Raw genomic sequence first — 16403 nt, 5'->3', positions numbered from 1 at the left:
ATACCCAACCTGTCGGGGTGCCGCGCGTCCTTACACAGAGGGCCTGCGGTTCACTGGGGGCCCCAGACGCCGATGAGAACGGGTGATGAGCGATGAGTTACGGCGGCAACGACGGCGGTTACCGGCCGCCCGCGAGGCCTCGCCAGTCCTCACCGCGGCCACGGCAGCACACCAGAATGATGCCGCTGCCAGGCCAGTCCGACCGGAGCGACTACTACGACGACTCCCCGGTGCGCACGCCACCGCCGCCGCCCCCTCCTAGGCAGATGCCGCCGCAGGAGCAGCCGCCGATGGGCGGCCAGCGTCCGCCTCGGCGCCGTAAGTGGGGCTTCGGGCGCGTGCTGCTCACCCTGCTGCTCGTGTTCGTCGTGTTCCTCGCCGGCGTGTGGGTGTACCTCGAGTTTTCGATCAACCGCACGGACGCGGTACACGATTACTCGGGCCGTCCGGCGGCCGCTTCGGGCACCAACTGGCTCATCGTGGGCTCGGACAGCCGCGACGGCCTGACCGAGGCCGACATCGAGCGACTGTCCACAGGGGACAGCAAGGCGGCGGGTGGCGGCAAGCGCACCGACACCATCATGGTCGCGCACATCCCCGACAACTCCACCACGCCGACGCTGCTGAGCCTGCCGCGTGACTCGCAGGTCAAGATCCCCGGCCACGGCACCAACAAGATCAACGCCGCGTTCTCGCTCGGCGGCGCCCCGCTGCTGCTGGAGACCGTCGAGGGCGCGACCGGGCTGCGCATGGACCACTACGCCGAGATCGGCTTCGGCGGGTTCGCGAAGATCGTCGACGCGATCGGCGGCGTCAACATGTGCCTGGACAAGGAAATGGACGACACCATGACCGGGGTCAAGCTCCCGGCCGGGTGCCAGGACCTCGACGGCGCGCAGGCGCTCGGCTTCGTCCGGATGCGGCACAGCTCGGCGACCCCGCGCTCGGACCTCGACCGGGTCGCCAACCAGCGCAAGTTCATCGGCGCCATGGTCAGCGAGATCGCCAGCCCCGGCACCCTGCTCAACCCGTTCGACCTGTTCCCGCTGCTGTCCACGGCGCCGGACGCGCTGACCATCGACTCCGGCGACCACCTGCACAACCTGGCTGGCCTGGCGATGGCGATGCGCGGCATCTCCACCGGCGGCGTCGTCACCACCACGGTGCCGATCACGGACGCGTCGGCGGAGCGCTGGGACAAGGTGAAGTCCAAGGCGCTGTTCGACGCGATGCGCGACGACACGGCCATCCCGGACAACGTGATCGTGAATTAGGTGGCACGGGCGGGGTTTACGGGGGACGATGCTTCGATGGAGCGACCCGCGGAAACCCTGCCCGGTCCCGACTTCGAACTACGACGCTGGCAGTCCGCCGACATCGCGCTCGTGCACGGCGCGGTCAACAGCGCGCTGAGCCACCTCGAACCCTGGGTCGGCTGGGTCGCCAACGGCTACACCCTGGCCGACGGGACCGAATTCATCACCCGCGCCCGCGAGACCTGGGAAGCCGGGACGACCTTCGACTACAAGATCCTCGTCGGCGGCGAGCTGGCCGGCGCGTGCGGCCTGATGACCCGGCGCGGGCACGGCGGCCTGGAGATCGGCTACTGGCTCACGCCCGCGCACACCGGCCGCGGCCTGATGACCCGGGTGTCCGCGGTGCTCGTCGACGAGGCGTTCCGGGTCGGCGCCACCCGGGTCGAGATCATGCACGACGAGAAGAACGTCCGCAGCGGCGCGATCCCGCGCAGGCTCGGGTTCACCGAGGTCGAGCGGCACGAGGCCGACGAACCCGGTGGCTGGGCCTGCAACGGCATCCACGTCGTGTGGCGGCTTACGAGGCCTGGCGCTCCCGCAGCACCTTGAGCGCGGTGTCCGCGTGGATCGTGAAGTTCAGCTCGCTCTTGACGACTTCGAGAAGCTTGCGGTCCGTGTCGATGACGAACGTGTGCCGCTTCGCGTGCAGCAGCGGGTTGAACCGGCGCCAGACGCCGAACTGCTTGGCGACCTCACCGTCCTCATCGGACAGAAGCGGGTAGTCGAAGTCGTTGGCCTCGGAGAACATCCGCTGCTTCGCGACCGAGTCGGGGCTGATCCCGACCCGCTGCGCGCCGACCTCGGCGAACTCCGCGGCGAGGTCGCGGAAGTGGCAGCTCTCGGCCGTGCAGCCACCGGTCATCGCGGCCGGGTAGAAGAACAGGACCACCGGCCCCTTGGCGAGGAAGTCCGACAGCTTGCGCTCCTCACCCTGGTCGTCGAGCAGGGTGAAGTCGGGGGCGAGGTCTCCCTTGTCCATGGAGATCCTTTCGGGGTCGACGGCGATTCTCTCTGTGCTCTTCAAGCGCGCTCCTGGATTTGCGCCGACAGGGCTCCGCCCTGGCGTCACAAATCCAGGCGGCCTGGTGGCCGCGAAAGAGGCGCGCCCATGAAGGCTTCAGGCGCGAGGCGCCTTCAGCCCGTTGGGCATTCTCTCCGCTATTCGGAGCCGCAGGCGGAGAGGATTGGCCTCGACTCCCAACCTAGTCGGCGTGCCGCCCGATCAGCTCGTCGACCTCGTCACCGGTGGCCGTCTCCGCGACGAACGCGCCGCGCGCGGCGAGCACACCGAGTGACTTGAGCTTCGCGGCCTGCTCGTCGTGGCGGACGCCCTCGGCGCCGATGCGCAGGCCGAGTTCGCGGGCACGGGTGACGAGCTGGCCCAGGTGCCGGTCGGCCGCGTCGCCGGGGGTGTCGGCGAGCGCGTCGATCACCGCGCCGGAGAGGATCACGTGCTGCACCGGCAACCGGTGCTGCGGGATCAGCTCGAGGTCGGCGCTGCCGGTGACCGTCAGCACCAGCTTGGCGCCGAGGTCGGCGAGCACCGCGAACGAGTCGAGCACCTCGCCTCGGGTGTCGAGCACGGACTCGCGGTCCGTGCACAGCCGCAGCGCCTGCGCGGGCAGGTTGTGGCGGTCCAGCTGCTCCTTGACGAGCAGCACCAGGTCGGGATCGATGGCGAGCCGGTTCGGCAGCCGGATGCAGACGTCCGGCGCCGCGGGGCCGAACCGGGACCGCCAGCGCGAGGTCGCCGCCAGCGACTCGGCCAGCAGCCAGCGCCCGAGCGGGATCGTCATGCCGGTGGTCTGGGCGAGCGGGTAGAACTCGTCGGAGTCGAGCTCGCCGAGCTCGGGGTGGTTCCAGCGCAGGCCCGCGTTGACCGCCGCCAGCTCCTCGGGCTTCGCGAGCTTGACCGTCGGCTGGTAGATCAGCGAGAACTCGCCGTTCTCCAGCGCGCCCGCGATCACCGCGCCGAGCTGGTACCGCGCGCGGTCACGGGCGTCGAGCTCGGGATCGAACAGCATCCACTGCGCCTTGCCCGCCTCTTTCGCGCGGTGCAAGGCGATCTCGGCGGCGCGGAGCAGCTCCTCCGGCCCGCCGTCGGTGACCGAGCGAACGACGATGCCCGCGCTCGCGCTGACCCCGATGCCGTGGCCGCCCAGGTAGATCGGCTCCGCGAGGTCCTCGAGCGCGCGCTCGACGAGCCCGATCACCTCGGTCGGCGCGATGTCCTTGCCGTGCAGCAGGATGCCGAAGCCGTCACCGGAAAGCCGGGAGACGAAGCCGTCGTGCATCGGCGTGAACACCGCGGACAGCTTGCTCGCGACACCGCGCAGCACCTGATCGCCGACGCCGGCGCCGAGCCCGTCGTTGATCACCTTGAAGCCGTCGATGTCCAGGTAGATCAACGCGATCTGCCCGCCGGCCCTGGTGCCGAGCGCGGATTCGAGCTTGGTCTTGAAGCGCGACGCGTTCGGCAGGCCGGTCAGCGCGTCGTGGATGTTCTGGTGCCGCAGGGTTTCCTGCAGCAGGTGCACCTCGTTGGCGTCGGACACCATGAGCACCGGGTACCGCGCGCCGGGCGCGTCGCCGGGCAGGTGCGCGAGCGTGACGTCGGTCCAGAGCTGGCCGTCCTCGGCGTGCTGCAGCAGCACGCGCTCGCGGAACCGGGTGAGCGCGGGGGAGTTGAGGTCCTCGAGCCCGATGCGCAGCGTGGTGGCGTCGCGCTCGGTGGCGGCGAGGCCGCTGATCGTCCTGCCGCGCAACGATTCCGGGGCGCAGCCGAGGAGTTCGCCGAGCGCGTCGTTGGCCTCGACGATGATCCCGTCGCGGTCGGCCAGCGCGATGCCGGACGGCGAGGCGGAGTAGAGCGCCGCGAACCGCTGGAGCGCGGCGGACTGCGCGGCCCGGGAACTGGCGATCGCGTCGTTCGCGACCTTCAGCAGGATGCCTTCGAGCTCCTCCGGGGGAAGGGATACTCCTTTAGTGTCGGCCAATGCCGCCGCCCACTCGCGGGCGACATCCACCAACCCTGGCGCGGCACCAGGTTCCGGCACACTCCACCTCTTCACACGGGGATTAACGCCAGGTCAGACCATGTGCGGTCGGCACAAGACCAATACTGGCGGAGAGTCATGCCACGCCATCATGTGGAAAGGGGGGTGTCTACCGGCTGAAAGAGTGATCATCACGCCCGAAATGACTACTCTGCGTGACGTTCCTCGGCTGGGCTATGCCAACCGTGTTAACGCTTGACCAAGTGCACCGGCAGACCGTCGACGGGCACCGGTAAGGATACATAGTCCCAGCGTGCGGTGTAAGCCGTGGGCACGTGCCACTCGTAGTTGAGCAGCATCTCGTGCAGCAACGCCTTCACTTCCAGCATCCCGAAGTGCAGCCCGATGCACTTGTGCGCGCCGCCGCCGAACGGCATCCACGCGAACCGGTGCGCCTTGTCCTCGCGGCGTGGCTCGGCGAAGCGTTCCGGGTCGAACTCGTGCGGGTCCGACCAGAGCGCCGGGTCGAAATGGTTGGCAGTCGGTGAAACGCTGACCATCATGCCCTTCGGCAGGTGGAAGCCGAGCAGCTCGGTGTCCTTGACGGTCTGCCTGGCCATGGTCGGCACCGGCGGGACGAGCCGCAGTGACTCCTTGATGACCAGTTCGAGTGTCTGAAGGCTTTCCAGTGCCTCGATGTCCGGGATGCCGTCGCCGAGCCGCAGCGACTCCTCGCGGGCCTTTTGTTGCCACTGCGGGTATTTCGCCAGGTAGTAGGCGGCGGTGGTGCTGGTGATGGTGCTCGTGTCGTGCGCGGCCATCATCAGGAAGATCATCTGGTTGATGACGTCCTCGTCGGTGTACCGCTCACCGTCCTCTGTGGACGCGTGGCACAGCGCCGAGAACAGGTCGGCGCCGTCGTGCTCGCGCTTGGCCGGGAGATTGCGGCCGAAGTAGGCCTCCAGTGTCCTGCGTCCGCGCAGCCCGGCCGCCCAGCGCCCGCCCGGCACGGGGCGGCGGACGATCGCCGTGCCCGCGCGGACGGCGTCCACGAACGCGCGGTTGATCGCGTCGGCGTCGCGGCCGCTGGGCATGTCCATGAAGACGCGGCTCGCGATGTCGAGGGTGAGCTGCTTGAGCGCCCGGTAGAGCCGCGGGTGCGGATCGGCGGCGAGGGCTTGGACGCCGTCGCGGACAGTCGGGCCCATCTGCGCGACGTAGCCGGTGAGCCGGTCGCGGGTGAACGCCTGCTGCATGATCCGGCGATGCATGTGGTGCTCGGCGAAGTCCAGCAGCATGAGCCCGCGCGGGAAGAACTTGCCGATGAAGAACTGCCAGGCCTCCTGCGAGAACGCCTTGTCCTTGTTGGTCAGCACGGCCTGCGTGGCGTCCGCGCCGCTGACGGTGATGATGCGGTTCCCGAACGCCCCCATCCACGAGACGGGGCCGAACTCGGCGAAGCGGTGCAGCCCGAACTCCTGGCCGAATCGCATGAAACTCAGCGAGTGCCCGATGACGGGCGCGCCGGGGTCGCCCAGTATCGGCTTGAGGCCCTCGGGGGCAGGCGCGAGTTCGCTGACCGGGCCCTGGCTCGCGAGCCAGCGGCGGTCGACGGACCGGGGCAGCGGCAGCGCGGTCAACGGTGGCACCCGATCGAGCAGTTTGCCGACGGCACTGGTCATCCGCGCACCTCTCTTCGCCGAGAAGCCCAGGCTCCTACCATCCTCCTCTGTTGGCGCAACGTCAACAGCGTGCTCGATCAACTCGAGTCCACGGCCGGGATAAAGCGGGCTTTACTCCCGGGGATAAAGCCCGCGAAACTTCGCGGAGTAAAGCCCGCTTTATCCCGGGTTGTCAGCTCAGCTCGGCCCTGACGTGGTGCGCGGCCGCGACCAGGTTGCGCAGCGCGGGCTCGACCTCCGCGTAGCCGCGGGTCTTGAGGCCGCAGTCGGGGTTCACCCAGATCCGCTCGGCCGGGACCGCGCCGATCGCGGTGCGCAGGAGGCCCGTCACCTCGTCGATGGTCGGGACGCGCGGCGAGTGGATGTCGTAGACACCCGGCCCGACACCGCGGCCGAAGCCGGCCGAGCTCAGGTCGGCGAGCACCTCCATCTTCGAGCGGGTGGCCTCGATGCTGGTCACGTCGGCGTCGAGGGCGTCGATCGCGGGCAGCACCTCACCGAACTCCGAGTAGCACATGTGCGTGTGGATCTGCGTCGAGTCCGAGATGCCGGACGTGGCCAGCCGGAACGCGTCCACCGCCCACGCGAAGTACGCCTCGTGCTCGGCCGCCCGCAGCGGAAGCAGCTCACGCAACGCGGGCTCGTCGACCTGGATGATGCGGATGCCCGCCGACTCCAGGTCGTGCACCTCGTCGCGGATGGCCAGCGCGACCTGGCGCGCGGTGTCGCCCAGCGGCTGGTCGTCGCGGACGAACGACCACGCGAGGATCGTGGTCGGGCCGGTGAGCATGCCCTTCACCGGCTTCCCGGTCAGCGCCTGTGCGTACTTCGCCCACTCGACGGTCATCGGCTTCGGCCGCGAGACGTCGCCGTAGAGGATCGGCGGCCGCACGCAGCGCGAGCCGTAGGACTGCACCCAGCCGAACTCCGTCGCGGCGAACCCGTCGAGCTGCTCGGCGAAGTACTGGACCATGTCGTTGCGCTCGGGCTCCCCGTGCACGAGCACGTCGAGGCCGAGATCTTCCTGCAGCCGCACCACCTTGTCGATCTCGGCGTGCATGGCCGCGCGGTAGCCGTCATCGCCGAGCTTGCCGGCGCGGTGCGCGGCGCGCGCCTTGCGGACCTCGGTGGTCTGGGGGAAGGAGCCGATGGTCGTGGACGGCAGCGCGGGCAGGCGCAAAGTCTTCTGCTGAGCGGCCGCACGCTGGGCGTACGGCGGCCTCGTCGTGTGCTCCGGCCGGAGCGCCTGCAGCCGCGCGCGGACCCGGTCGTCGACCAGATCCTTTGCCGTGGAACGGCTTTTGGTCGCCTCGCGGGTCTTGGTGAGGTCGACGTCTTCCCGCAGCGCACGCCCGATCAGGACAACCTCGTCGACCTTCTGCCGCGCGAACGCCAGCCATTCGTTCACCCGCCCGAGGTCCTCGCTGCTGACGTCGTAGGGGACGTGCAACAGCGAGCACGAAGTCGATACGCCCAGGTTCCCGGCGGTCCCGAGCAGCGTCGCGGCCTTGCTCAGCGCGGCATCGACGTCGACGCGCCAGATGTTGCGCCCGTCGACGACACCCGCGACGACTTCCTTGTCCTTGAGCGCGCCTTCGGCCGCGACAGCGTCCACTTCGGACGGATCGGTGACCAGATCGACGGCCAGCGCGTCGATCGGCGAGCGCGCCAGCCGCCCGAGCGCCTTGCCCAGCTTGCCGAAGTACCCCGCGACCAGCAGCTTCGGCCGCTGGTCGAGATCGCCGAGCACCCGGTAGGCATACGACAGCAGCTGCAGCTCACGGTCGGTGCGATCACCCGCGAAGGCGGGCTCGTCGAGCTGGACCCACTGCACACCGGCCTGGTGCAGCTGCGCGAACAGCTCGGTGTAGGCGACGAGCAGCTGGTCCAGTAGCTGCAGCGGATCGAAACCCTCCACCGTCGGCTTCGACAGCAGCAGATAGGTGAGCGGGCCGACCAGCACCGGCCGGGTCTCCCCGTCGGCCTCGCGGTACTCGTCGAGCGGCTTGGTGCCACTGAGCGCGAAACACGTGTCCGGCCCCAGTTCGGGGACGAGGTAGTGGTAGTTGGTGTCGAACCACTTCGTCATCTCCAGCGCGGGCGCCTCCTGAACCCCGCGCGCGGCCGCGAAGTAGGTGTCCAGCGGCGAAAGCCCCAGCTCGGTGAACCGCTTCGGCAGCGCGCCGAACAACACGGTCGTGTCGAGCATCTGGTCGTAGAACGAGAAGGTGTTGGACGGGATCGTGTCCAGCCCGGCGGCCCGCAGCTCGCGCCAGGTGTCCGCGCGCAGCTTCGCGGCGGTTTCTCGCAGGGCGGCCTCGTCGATCCGGCCCGCCCAGTAGGCCTCGACGGCCCTCTTCAGCTCCCGATCGGGACCGATCCGGGGATAGCCCAGCACGGTCGTGCCGATGCGTGTGGTCACAGCTCTCTCCTCGCGAGCTCGTCGAAAAGCCCGTGCGCGCGCGAAAAGACACCATGACGTGTCGTGCCCTCCCGCGAGGCCCGGACTCGCGCATGCCGTCGGCACACGCACCACAGGCAGGTCTTCGGACTCGTGGGCGGTCACACTCGGCCCTACTCGCCGTCGCTTCCCGGACTCGTGTCCAGTGCTTTACCGTGTCTCGCACGGTGACGGCTTTCGTTCCCACATACCGCTGCGGGGCAGTCCCGGATTCACACCGGGTTCCCTGTTGCCTCCCCAGGGCACGGCCTTGCCGCGCCATGGGGAACCAGTGGCGTGGCCGAGCGTAGCGGTTATCGACGCTCGCGTCTTGATCACTCCCAGTCCGTGGAAGGATCCGTCAGGTTGCCCGAGCAAAACGAACGCCACGTCGGTCGTGGTGACCGACGTGGCGTTCGTTTCCGCGCCTGGCAGCTGGGGGTCGTGAGCGTTGCGGGCGGTTATTGAGCGGAAGTTCAAAGGTGGCGTGTCTGGTGTGCTCGGCCGAGGCCGGGGTGGCTGGTGACTGAGGAACGTTCAGGGCGGAGTGAGTGCGGTTTGCGGCGTTGGACGACGCGAACCGCACTCACCCAGGTACAAGGCCCGGGTGTGAGGGGAGCCTTCATCCACACGCTGGTTCGGGTGAGGGCCTCCCTCACCCGAACCGAGTGGGTGAGGGAGGCCCTCACCCGTATATACGGTCGAACTAGGCCCTCACGCCACGGATCCGAATGAAGTAGGCCCTCACCCGCGTCCGACCACGACCCTGCCCCGGACGGGGCAGCCGAGAAGGGGTCGTGAGTGTTTAGACCGGTTAGAACCGGCCGCACCACTCACGACCCCTACGCCGAGCCGACGATCACGCCACCTTTGCGTTCCCCCTCAATAGAACCGTCCGCAACGCTCACGAGTCCTTGATGCTCAGTCCCAGTCGAGGGCGCCGCCCGACTGGTATTCGATGACGCGGGTCTCGAAGAAGTTCTTCTCCTTCTTCAGGTCCATCGCCTCGGACATCCAGGGGAACGGGTTCTCCTCCTGACCGAAGATGGGGGCGAGGCCGATCTGCTGCGCGCGGCGGTCGGTGATGAAGTGCATGTACTGCTCGCACAGGTCGGCGGACAGGCCGAGCATGCCGCGGGGCATGGTGTCGCGGGCGTAGGCGACCTCGAGCTGGCAGGCCTCGGTGAGCATGTCGCGGATCTCGGCCTGGAACTCCGGGGTCCACAGGTGCGGGTTCTCGATCTTGATCTGGTTGATGCAGTCGATGCCGAAGTTCAGGTGGATCGACTCGTCGCGCAGGATGTACTGGTACTGCTCGGCGATGCCGATCATCTTGTTGCGGCGGCCGAGCGAAAGGATCTGGGCGAAGCCGGTGTAGAACCACATGCCCTCGAAGATCACGTAGAACGCGACGAGGTCACGGAGGAAGGCCTGGTCGGCCTCGGGGGTGCCGGTCTCGAAGTCCGGGTTCTCCAGGTTCTGGGTGTGCTTGAGCGCCCAGGCGTCCTTGGCGGAGATCGACGGGACCTCGCGGTACATGTTGAACAGCTCGCCCTCGACCAGGCCGAGGCTCTCGCAGATGTACTGGAAGGTGTGCGTGTGCACGGCCTCCTCGAACGCCTGGCGCAGCAGGTACTGGCGGCACTCGGGGTTGGTGATCTGGCGGTAGACCGCGAGCACGATGTTGTTGGCCACCAAGGACTCCGCGGTTGCGAAGAAGCCCAGGTTGCGCTTGAGCATCTGGCGCTCGTCGTCGGTCAGGCCGTCCTTGGACTTCCAGAGCGCGATGTCGGCCTGCATGGCGACCTCGGTCGGCATCCAGTGGTTGTTGCAGCCGGCGAGGTACTTCTCCCAGGCCCAGGTGTACTTCATCGGCAGCAGCTGGTTGACGTCGGCGCGGGCGTTGATCATGCGCTTGTCGTCGACGTTGATGCGGGCGGCGCCGACCTCGATCTCGCCGAGGCCCGTCGCGTCGGCGAGCTGGGGGTCCATTGTGGTCATTCAAGGCTCCAAGAAGTGTGGGGGTCGTGAGTGGTATGGCCGGTTAGAACCGGCCATACCACTCACGAGGCGGTCTTACTGGCAGGCTTCGCAGTCGGGGTCGTCGATGCGGCAGGCGGCGCCTTCGGTGGCGACGAAGTCCACATCGGACACCGCGGGCAGCTCCTGCGGCTCAGCCTTGACGGCGGGTGCGACCGGGACGACCGCGGGCGGTGCGGCGGCGGGAGCCGGGGCCGCCGGGGTGGCCGAGACGGCGTTCAGCTTGCCGTCGGTGCCGCGCAGGGTCGACTTCTCGACGTGCGTGGCCGACTGGGCACGCAGGTAGTAGGTCGTCTTGAGACCCTTGTGCCACGCGTAGCGGTACAGCTCGTCGAGCTTGCGGCCGCTCGGCGCCGCGATGTAGAGGTTGAGCGACTGCGCCTGGTCGATCCACTTCTGGCGACGCGAGCCCGCGTCGACCAGCCAGCGGCTCTCGACCTCGAAAGCGGTGGCGTACAAGGCCTTCAGGTCGTCCGGCACGCGGTCGATCTGGCCGAGGCTGCCGTCGAAGTACTTCAGGTCGGAGACCATGACCTCGTCCCACAGCCCGCGCTCCTTCAGGCTGCGGACCAGGTGCGGGTTGACGACGGTGAAGTCGCCGGACATGTTCGACTTGACGAACAGGTTCTGGAACAGCGGCTCGATCGACTGGCCGACACCGCAGATGTTGGAGATCGTCGCGGTCGGCGCGATCGCCATCACGTTGGAGTTGCGCATGCCGACGGTCTTGACGCGCTCGCGCAGCGGCGCCCAGTCCAAAGTGGACGAGGTGTCGACGTCGAGCGAGTCACCCTGGCGGGCGTCGATGAGCAGCTGCAGCGAGTCGATCGGCAGGATGCCGCGGCTCCACAGCGAACCCTCGAAGGTCTGGTACTGGCCGCGCTCCTCGGCGAGGTCGGTCGACGCCGAGATCGCGTAGTAGGAGATGTGCTCCATGCTCTGGTCGGCGAACTGCACGGCCGCGTCGGACGACAGCGGCAGGCCGAGCTCGAACAGCGCGTCCTGGAAGCCCATCAGGCCCAGGCCGATCGGGCGGTGGCGCAGGTTGGACCGGCGCGCCTCCGGGATCGTGTAGAAGTTGATGTCGATGACGTTGTCGAGCATCCGGACCGCGGTGCGCACGGTCTTCTCGAGGCGCGCGGTGTCGAGGCCCTCGGACGTGACGTGCTTGAGCAGGTTGACCGAGCCCAGGTTGCAGACCGCGACCTCGTCGGCGCTGGTGTTCAGCGTGATCTCGGTGCACAGGTTGGACGAGTGCACGACACCGGTGTGCTGCTGCGGCGAGCGCAGGTTGCACGGGTCCTTGAAGGTGATCCACGGGTGGCCGGTCTCGAACAGCATGGTCAGCATGCGGCGCCACAGTTCCACCGCGCGGACGCGGCGGAAGACCTTCATCTCGCCGCGGTCGGCGGCGGCCTCGTACTCGCGGTAGCGCTCGGAGAACGCGTTGCCGTAGAGGTCGTGCAGGTCGGGGGTCTCGTTCGGCGAGAACAGGGTCCACTGGGCGTCGGCCTCGACACGGCGGAGGAACTCGTCGGGCACCCAGTTCGCGGTGTTCATGTCGTGGGTGCGGCGGCGGTCGTCACCGGTGTTCTTGCGCAGGTCGAGGAACTCCTCGATGTCCACGTGCCAGGTCTCGAGGTACGCGCACGCCGCGCCCTTGCGCTTGCCGCCCTGGTTCACCGCGACCGCGGTGTCGTTGGCGATCTTGAGGAACGGCACGACGCCCTGCGACTGGCCGTTGGTGCCCTTGATGTGCGCGCCGAGGCCGCGGACCGGGGTCCAGTCGTTGCCGAGGCCGCCGGAGTACTTGGCGAGCAGCGCGTTGTTCTTGTACGCCTGGAAGATCGAGTCCAGGTCGTCGTCCACGGTGGTCAGGAAGCAGGACGACAGCTGCGGGCGCGTGGTGCCCGAGTTGAACAGCGTCGGCGTCGAAGCCATGAAGTGGAAGCTCGACAGCAGCTCATAAAACTCAATGGCACGAGATTCCCTGTCGTCCTCGCGGACGGCCAGGCCCATGGCGACGCGCATGAAGAACGCCTGCGGCAGCTCGAACCGGACACCGTTGTGGTGCTGGAAGTACCGGTCGTACAGGGTCTGCAGGCCGAGGAAGCCGAAGTCGAGGTCGCGGTCGGGCTTGATGGCCTCGGTGATCTTGTCGAGGTCGAAGCTCAGCAGCTCGGCGTCGACCAGCTCCAGCTCGACGGCACGGCGCAGGTAGTCGCGGAAGTACGGCGCGTACAGCGTCTCCATCTCGTCCTGGCTGGCCAGGCGCGGCGCGCCGGCGAGGTAGGACAGTGCCTCTGAGCGCAGCTTGTCGGCGAGGAGGCGGGCGCTGACGTAGGAGTAGTTCGGCTCCTGCTCGACCAGCACGCGGGCGGCCATGATCTGCGCGAGCGCGAGCTCGTCGGCGGAGATGCCGTCGTAGAGGTTGCGCTTGGCCTCGGCGAGCACGGCCTCGGCGTTGACGTCGTCGAGCCCGGCGACGGCCTCGCCCACGACGTGGGACACGCGCGCCCAGTCGAGCGGGCGGAGCTTGCCGTCGACGCCCTTGACGCTGATCGCGACGTCGGACGGGACCGGGGTGGCGGACTGGCGGGCCTTGGCGCGCTCGTCGCGGTAGAGGACATAGGCGCGGGCGACCTTGTGGTGCTCGCCGCGCATCAGCGCCAGCTCGACGATGTCCTGGATCTGCTCGATGTGCAGCGCGGTCTCGGGGCCCGCGTGGCGCAGCAGGGTGGACTCGACCTGCTCGGTCAGCTCGGACACGACGTGGTGGATACGGGAGGACACGGCGGCGTCGCCGCCCTCGACCGCGAGGAACGCCTTCGTCATGGCCACGGAGATCTTGTTCGCGTCGAAGGGTGACACGCTGCCGTCACGCCGGATGACCCGTACCGAGGCGGGCGCGGAGTCCGGTGAAGAAGGTGGCCGCTGGTTCGTTTCCACTGACATGCGTGTCTCCAAAAGGGCGCGATCGATCAGCACATGGACCCGTCGGACCGTGTGCTGCTGGTACGTCAAAGTGTTGGCCGGCCCCGCTCTTCAGCGGTCTCCCGTCGCTGGGCGCTGCCGGTCCACAGAGACTACATGTAGGGGTCGCGGCTCGCACGGGACCCAAGGGATGGCGTGTCGTTCTCACCCCGGCGGGTTACACGATCACACAGAGAAGCTGATCAGGCGGTCGTTCAGCCGCCGAAACGCAGCGAGAAATCCCGAACGTGGAGGCTCAGTGCCGGTCGGTGACCGGATAAGTAGCCCAGTGGCCCGTCCGGGTTGATCGACCAGTCCGCCGACGCCAGATGGGGGCGTGCCTTCGCCCGGACCGGACTCCGCTTCAAGTCGCCCTTGAGGGTTTGCACGACATCGAACGCGGCGGGCGCGGCGAGGGGCAGCCCGAGCCGCGGGGTGAAGGCGGCGGTCGCGATCCAGCCGTCTTCGATGGCCGCCGAGGCGGTGAACGTCTTGCCGTGGGTGAAGCCGAGCGTGGCGAGATCCTTCGGGATGCCCCACAGCTCGCGCCCGCCGGCGAGCGAGATCTCGCTGTCGACCCAGATGTCGGTGATCGAGCTGGACACCCTGGGCCCGTGCACGGCGACCGTGGACAGCAGCTCGTGATAGGACAGCTGGCCAGGCGGCTGGTAGTCGACCCACGCGGTGAACACCTGGGCGCGCCCGCCGAGCAGCACCGGCTTGACGCCGCCGGGCAGCCCCGGCAGCCGGTCGGCGGGCACCCGCCAGATCGACAGGTAGGCCTGGCCCGCGAGGTTCCAGGGTTCCGGCGGGTACGTCATTCGCTCAGCCACGGCAAATAGGGTGGCAGATCCTTGTCGACGCGCATCCCGAACTCGGGCGGGCGCTTCTGCAGGAACGACAGGACACCCTCGATCGCGTCCGGGCTCGTGCCGAGGCCGCCGATGAGCTTCGAGTCGAGCGCGTGCACCGGGAACGGGGTCTCGGCGCTTGCCATGCGGTAGAGCAGCTGTCGGGTGACAGCGACTGACACCGGCGACGTGGTCGCGATGATCTCGCGTGCCAGCTCGTAAGCCTTGTCAAGCACCTCGTCAGGTTCGTGGACGCTGTGCACGAGGCCCTTCTTAAGCGCTTCGTCGGCGCCGAAGACACGGCCGCTGATCATCCAGTCGAGTGCCGTGCCCATCCCGACGAGCCGGGGAAGGAACCACGCGGACGCGCCCTCGGGGTAGATCCCGCGACGGGTGAACACGAGGCCGAACTTCGAGTCCGTCGAGGCCAGCCGGTAGTCGCAGGGGAGCGTGATGGTGAGGCCGCCGCCGACCGCCGCGCCCCGCAGCGCGGCGATGACCGGCTTGTTCATCGTGTAGACGCGCTTGGCGCAGCGCCCGGCCGGTTCCTGCCACTCGGGATCCGGCCCGTGCGCCGGGTCGAAGTCGAAGCCGCCCTGGCTGAGATCGGCGCCGACGCAGAAGTCCTTGCCGTTGCCGGTCAGCACGACGACCCGCACGTCCTCGTCGCGATCGGCGCGGTCCATCGCGGCGCCGAGCTCGTCGGACATCCGGATCGTGTAGCCGTTGCGGGCTTCGGGGCGGTTCAGCGTGATCGTCGCGACGCGCTCGTCGACCGCGTAGGTGATCTCGGCAAAGTCGGCCATGGTTCGACGTTAGGGCACGCCCCGCGCTACTGGCAAGGTGTCAATAGCGGTACCCCTTCGGGTGACCGCCGGGCAGCCGTCCCGGGTCTACCTTCGGATGATGATCTTGCGGCGGCTCGGTGTCCTGGTGTCGGTGCTGGCCATCGGCCTGGCAGGCACCCCGGCGGAGGCCGTTTTCCCGAAAGCGGGCCCGTTCCTGATCAAGGCGGGGGAGCGCTGCGCCGGCGGTCCGCATCCGCTCGACGGCTTCGCGACCGTGCAGGTGACGGCGTGCTCGGGCGGCCGGGCCCAGTGGTGGCGCTGGGACCCGGCCACCCGCGTGCTCCGCAACGCGGGCAGCGGCCAGTGCGCTCGCACTGCCGACGTCGCCAACCGGGGCACGATACTGCTGCTCGGCGGTTGTCCCGCCGAGCCTTGGGTGCACACGGGGCAGATCTCTTCCGGTGGGATCGCGGCATGGTGCTGGTCCGTTGCCGACAGCGGCCTCGTCCGCGTCCAGCTGTGCGCGGACGGGCAGCCGCGGCAGGTGTTCGAGGTTCAGCGGTTGCCGTAGATCACGGCCGAGCTCGACGGTCCCGCGCAGTCGTACTCCCACGAGATCGAGCCGCAGCCGTCCGGCACGGCCCACACCTGGCGGGTGTCCTTGGCGATCTTCGGCACGTGGATCGGCGCCTGGACCCCGTTGAAGAACAGGTTCACGTTGTCCATGTCCGCGTAGCCCGCGGAAACCGAGAACCACACGTCCCCGACGACCGACGAGATCGATCGCGTCTCGATGGTGCGATGGTGGTACTGCCGTTCCCCGCTCGGCTCGTAGGCGTGGTCGAGCGGCCCGGTCAGCACGTCTTCTTCCTCGATGTGCTGCACGTTCGCGCCACCACCGCCGCCGCCCAGTGCCCAGGCGCGCTGGTCGTCGGCGCTCGCGTTCGGCATGACCGAGACGTGCACGTGCTTCGTGTGCGGATTCGTTCCGCGGTAAGGCATCCAGCACCACGGGCTGTTGCCGGGCCGCGAGTCGACGATCCGCCGGTTCCAGATCACGTACTTGATCCGCGGATCCCGCGACGCGACCAGCTGCTCCGCCAGCCAGTTGCCGTCGAGCCCGCCCGCCGGGTCGTGACTGAAGTCCCGCGCGGTCACGATTCCCGGGCCGTACCAGGGATTGTGGTCGGAGTCCCTGCTCGCGTGCGCCGCGTCGCCGATGGAACCATCCGAGGCCTTGGACCGCCGGGGCGCCAAGGTGTTGAGCTGTCCTAAGAGGACATCCAGTGATCGGGCAACCCGCCAGCCCATGACTTC

12 protein-coding genes and 1 riboswitch are annotated in these 16403 nt (G+C 68.5%); of the genes, 3 read left to right on the top strand and 9 right to left on the bottom strand.

Features of this window, described 5'->3' with window-relative positions; all coding sequences use genetic code 11:
- Positions 1-92 precede the first annotated feature (92 nt).
- Both AB5J62_RS25470 and AB5J62_RS25465 read left to right on the top strand, forming a co-directional pair.
- Positions 93-1274, top strand: a complete 1182-nt coding sequence (locus AB5J62_RS25470) for an LCP family protein (protein WP_370942456.1) — start codon at positions 93-95, stop codon at positions 1272-1274.
- 36 nt (positions 1275-1310) lie between these two features.
- Entirely contained in the window at positions 1311-1865 is a 555-nt protein-coding gene (locus AB5J62_RS25465; RefSeq protein ID WP_370942455.1) for a GNAT family N-acetyltransferase, read from the top strand.
- On the opposite strand, the gene AB5J62_RS25460 is transcribed toward AB5J62_RS25465, so the two are convergent.
- The 8 genes from AB5J62_RS25460 to AB5J62_RS25425 all read right to left on the bottom strand — a co-directional run bounded on the left by AB5J62_RS25460 (position 1834) and on the right by AB5J62_RS25425 (position 15104).
- Positions 1834-2295, bottom strand: a complete 462-nt coding sequence (locus tag AB5J62_RS25460) for a peroxiredoxin (protein ID WP_370950331.1) — start codon at positions 2293-2295, stop codon at positions 1834-1836. The genes AB5J62_RS25465 and AB5J62_RS25460 overlap by 32 nt on opposite strands.
- A gap of 223 nt (positions 2296-2518) precedes the next feature.
- A complete protein-coding gene (locus AB5J62_RS25455) occupies positions 2519-4372 on the bottom strand; it encodes a diguanylate cyclase domain-containing protein (protein ID WP_370942454.1) in 1854 nt (617 codons plus the stop codon).
- A 188-nt stretch (positions 4373-4560) separates the two neighbouring features.
- Positions 4561-5994: a cytochrome P450 gene (locus AB5J62_RS25450; protein ID WP_370942453.1), complete on the bottom strand. Its 1434-nt coding sequence runs from the start codon at positions 5992-5994 to the stop codon at positions 4561-4563.
- Between the two features lie 172 nt (positions 5995-6166).
- Positions 6167-8416 carry a 5-methyltetrahydropteroyltriglutamate--homocysteine S-methyltransferase gene (metE, locus tag AB5J62_RS25445; RefSeq protein WP_370942452.1) on the bottom strand — a complete coding sequence of 750 codons (2250 nt, stop codon included), beginning with the start codon at positions 8414-8416 and terminating at the stop codon, positions 6167-6169.
- Positions 8417-8513: 97 nt separating this feature from the next.
- Positions 8514-8743, bottom strand: a riboswitch (cobalamin riboswitch).
- A 612-nt stretch (positions 8744-9355) separates the two neighbouring features.
- Positions 9356-10435, bottom strand: a complete 1080-nt coding sequence (locus AB5J62_RS25440) for a ribonucleotide-diphosphate reductase subunit beta (RefSeq protein WP_370942451.1) — start codon at positions 10433-10435, stop codon at positions 9356-9358.
- 75 nt (positions 10436-10510) lie between these two features.
- On the bottom strand, positions 10511-13429 hold the full coding sequence (locus AB5J62_RS25435) for a ribonucleoside-diphosphate reductase subunit alpha (RefSeq protein ID WP_370942450.1): 2919 nt from the start codon (positions 13427-13429) through the stop codon (positions 10511-10513).
- Between the two features lie 233 nt (positions 13430-13662).
- The gene (locus AB5J62_RS25430; RefSeq protein WP_370950330.1) at positions 13663-14268 is read right to left on the bottom strand and encodes an acetoacetate decarboxylase family protein; all 606 of its coding nucleotides are present in this window, start codon (positions 14266-14268) and stop codon (positions 13663-13665) included.
- Positions 14265-15104, bottom strand: a complete 840-nt coding sequence (locus AB5J62_RS25425; RefSeq protein ID WP_370942449.1) for an enoyl-CoA hydratase-related protein — start codon at positions 15102-15104, stop codon at positions 14265-14267. Before AB5J62_RS25425 ends, AB5J62_RS25430 begins: the two co-directional genes overlap by 4 nt.
- 100 nt (positions 15105-15204) lie before the next feature.
- On the opposite strand from AB5J62_RS25425, the gene AB5J62_RS25420 reads away from it, so the two are divergent.
- Entirely contained in the window at positions 15205-15657 is a 453-nt protein-coding gene (locus tag AB5J62_RS25420) for a hypothetical protein (RefSeq protein WP_370942448.1), read from the top strand.
- On the opposite strand, the gene AB5J62_RS25415 is transcribed toward AB5J62_RS25420, so the two are convergent.
- Complete coding sequence (locus AB5J62_RS25415; RefSeq protein ID WP_370942447.1) at positions 15642-16397, bottom strand: hypothetical protein; 756 nt, start codon at positions 16395-16397, stop codon at positions 15642-15644. The two genes, AB5J62_RS25420 and AB5J62_RS25415, sit on opposite strands and share 16 nt — an antisense overlap.
- Positions 16398-16403 lie beyond the last annotated feature (6 nt).

This window comes from Amycolatopsis sp. cg5, assembly GCF_041346955.1.
Classification (GTDB): domain Bacteria; phylum Actinomycetota; class Actinomycetes; order Mycobacteriales; family Pseudonocardiaceae; genus Amycolatopsis.
The sequence above is the reverse complement of the archived record's forward strand: the minus strand, read 5'-3'. Positions and strand labels throughout refer to the sequence as shown.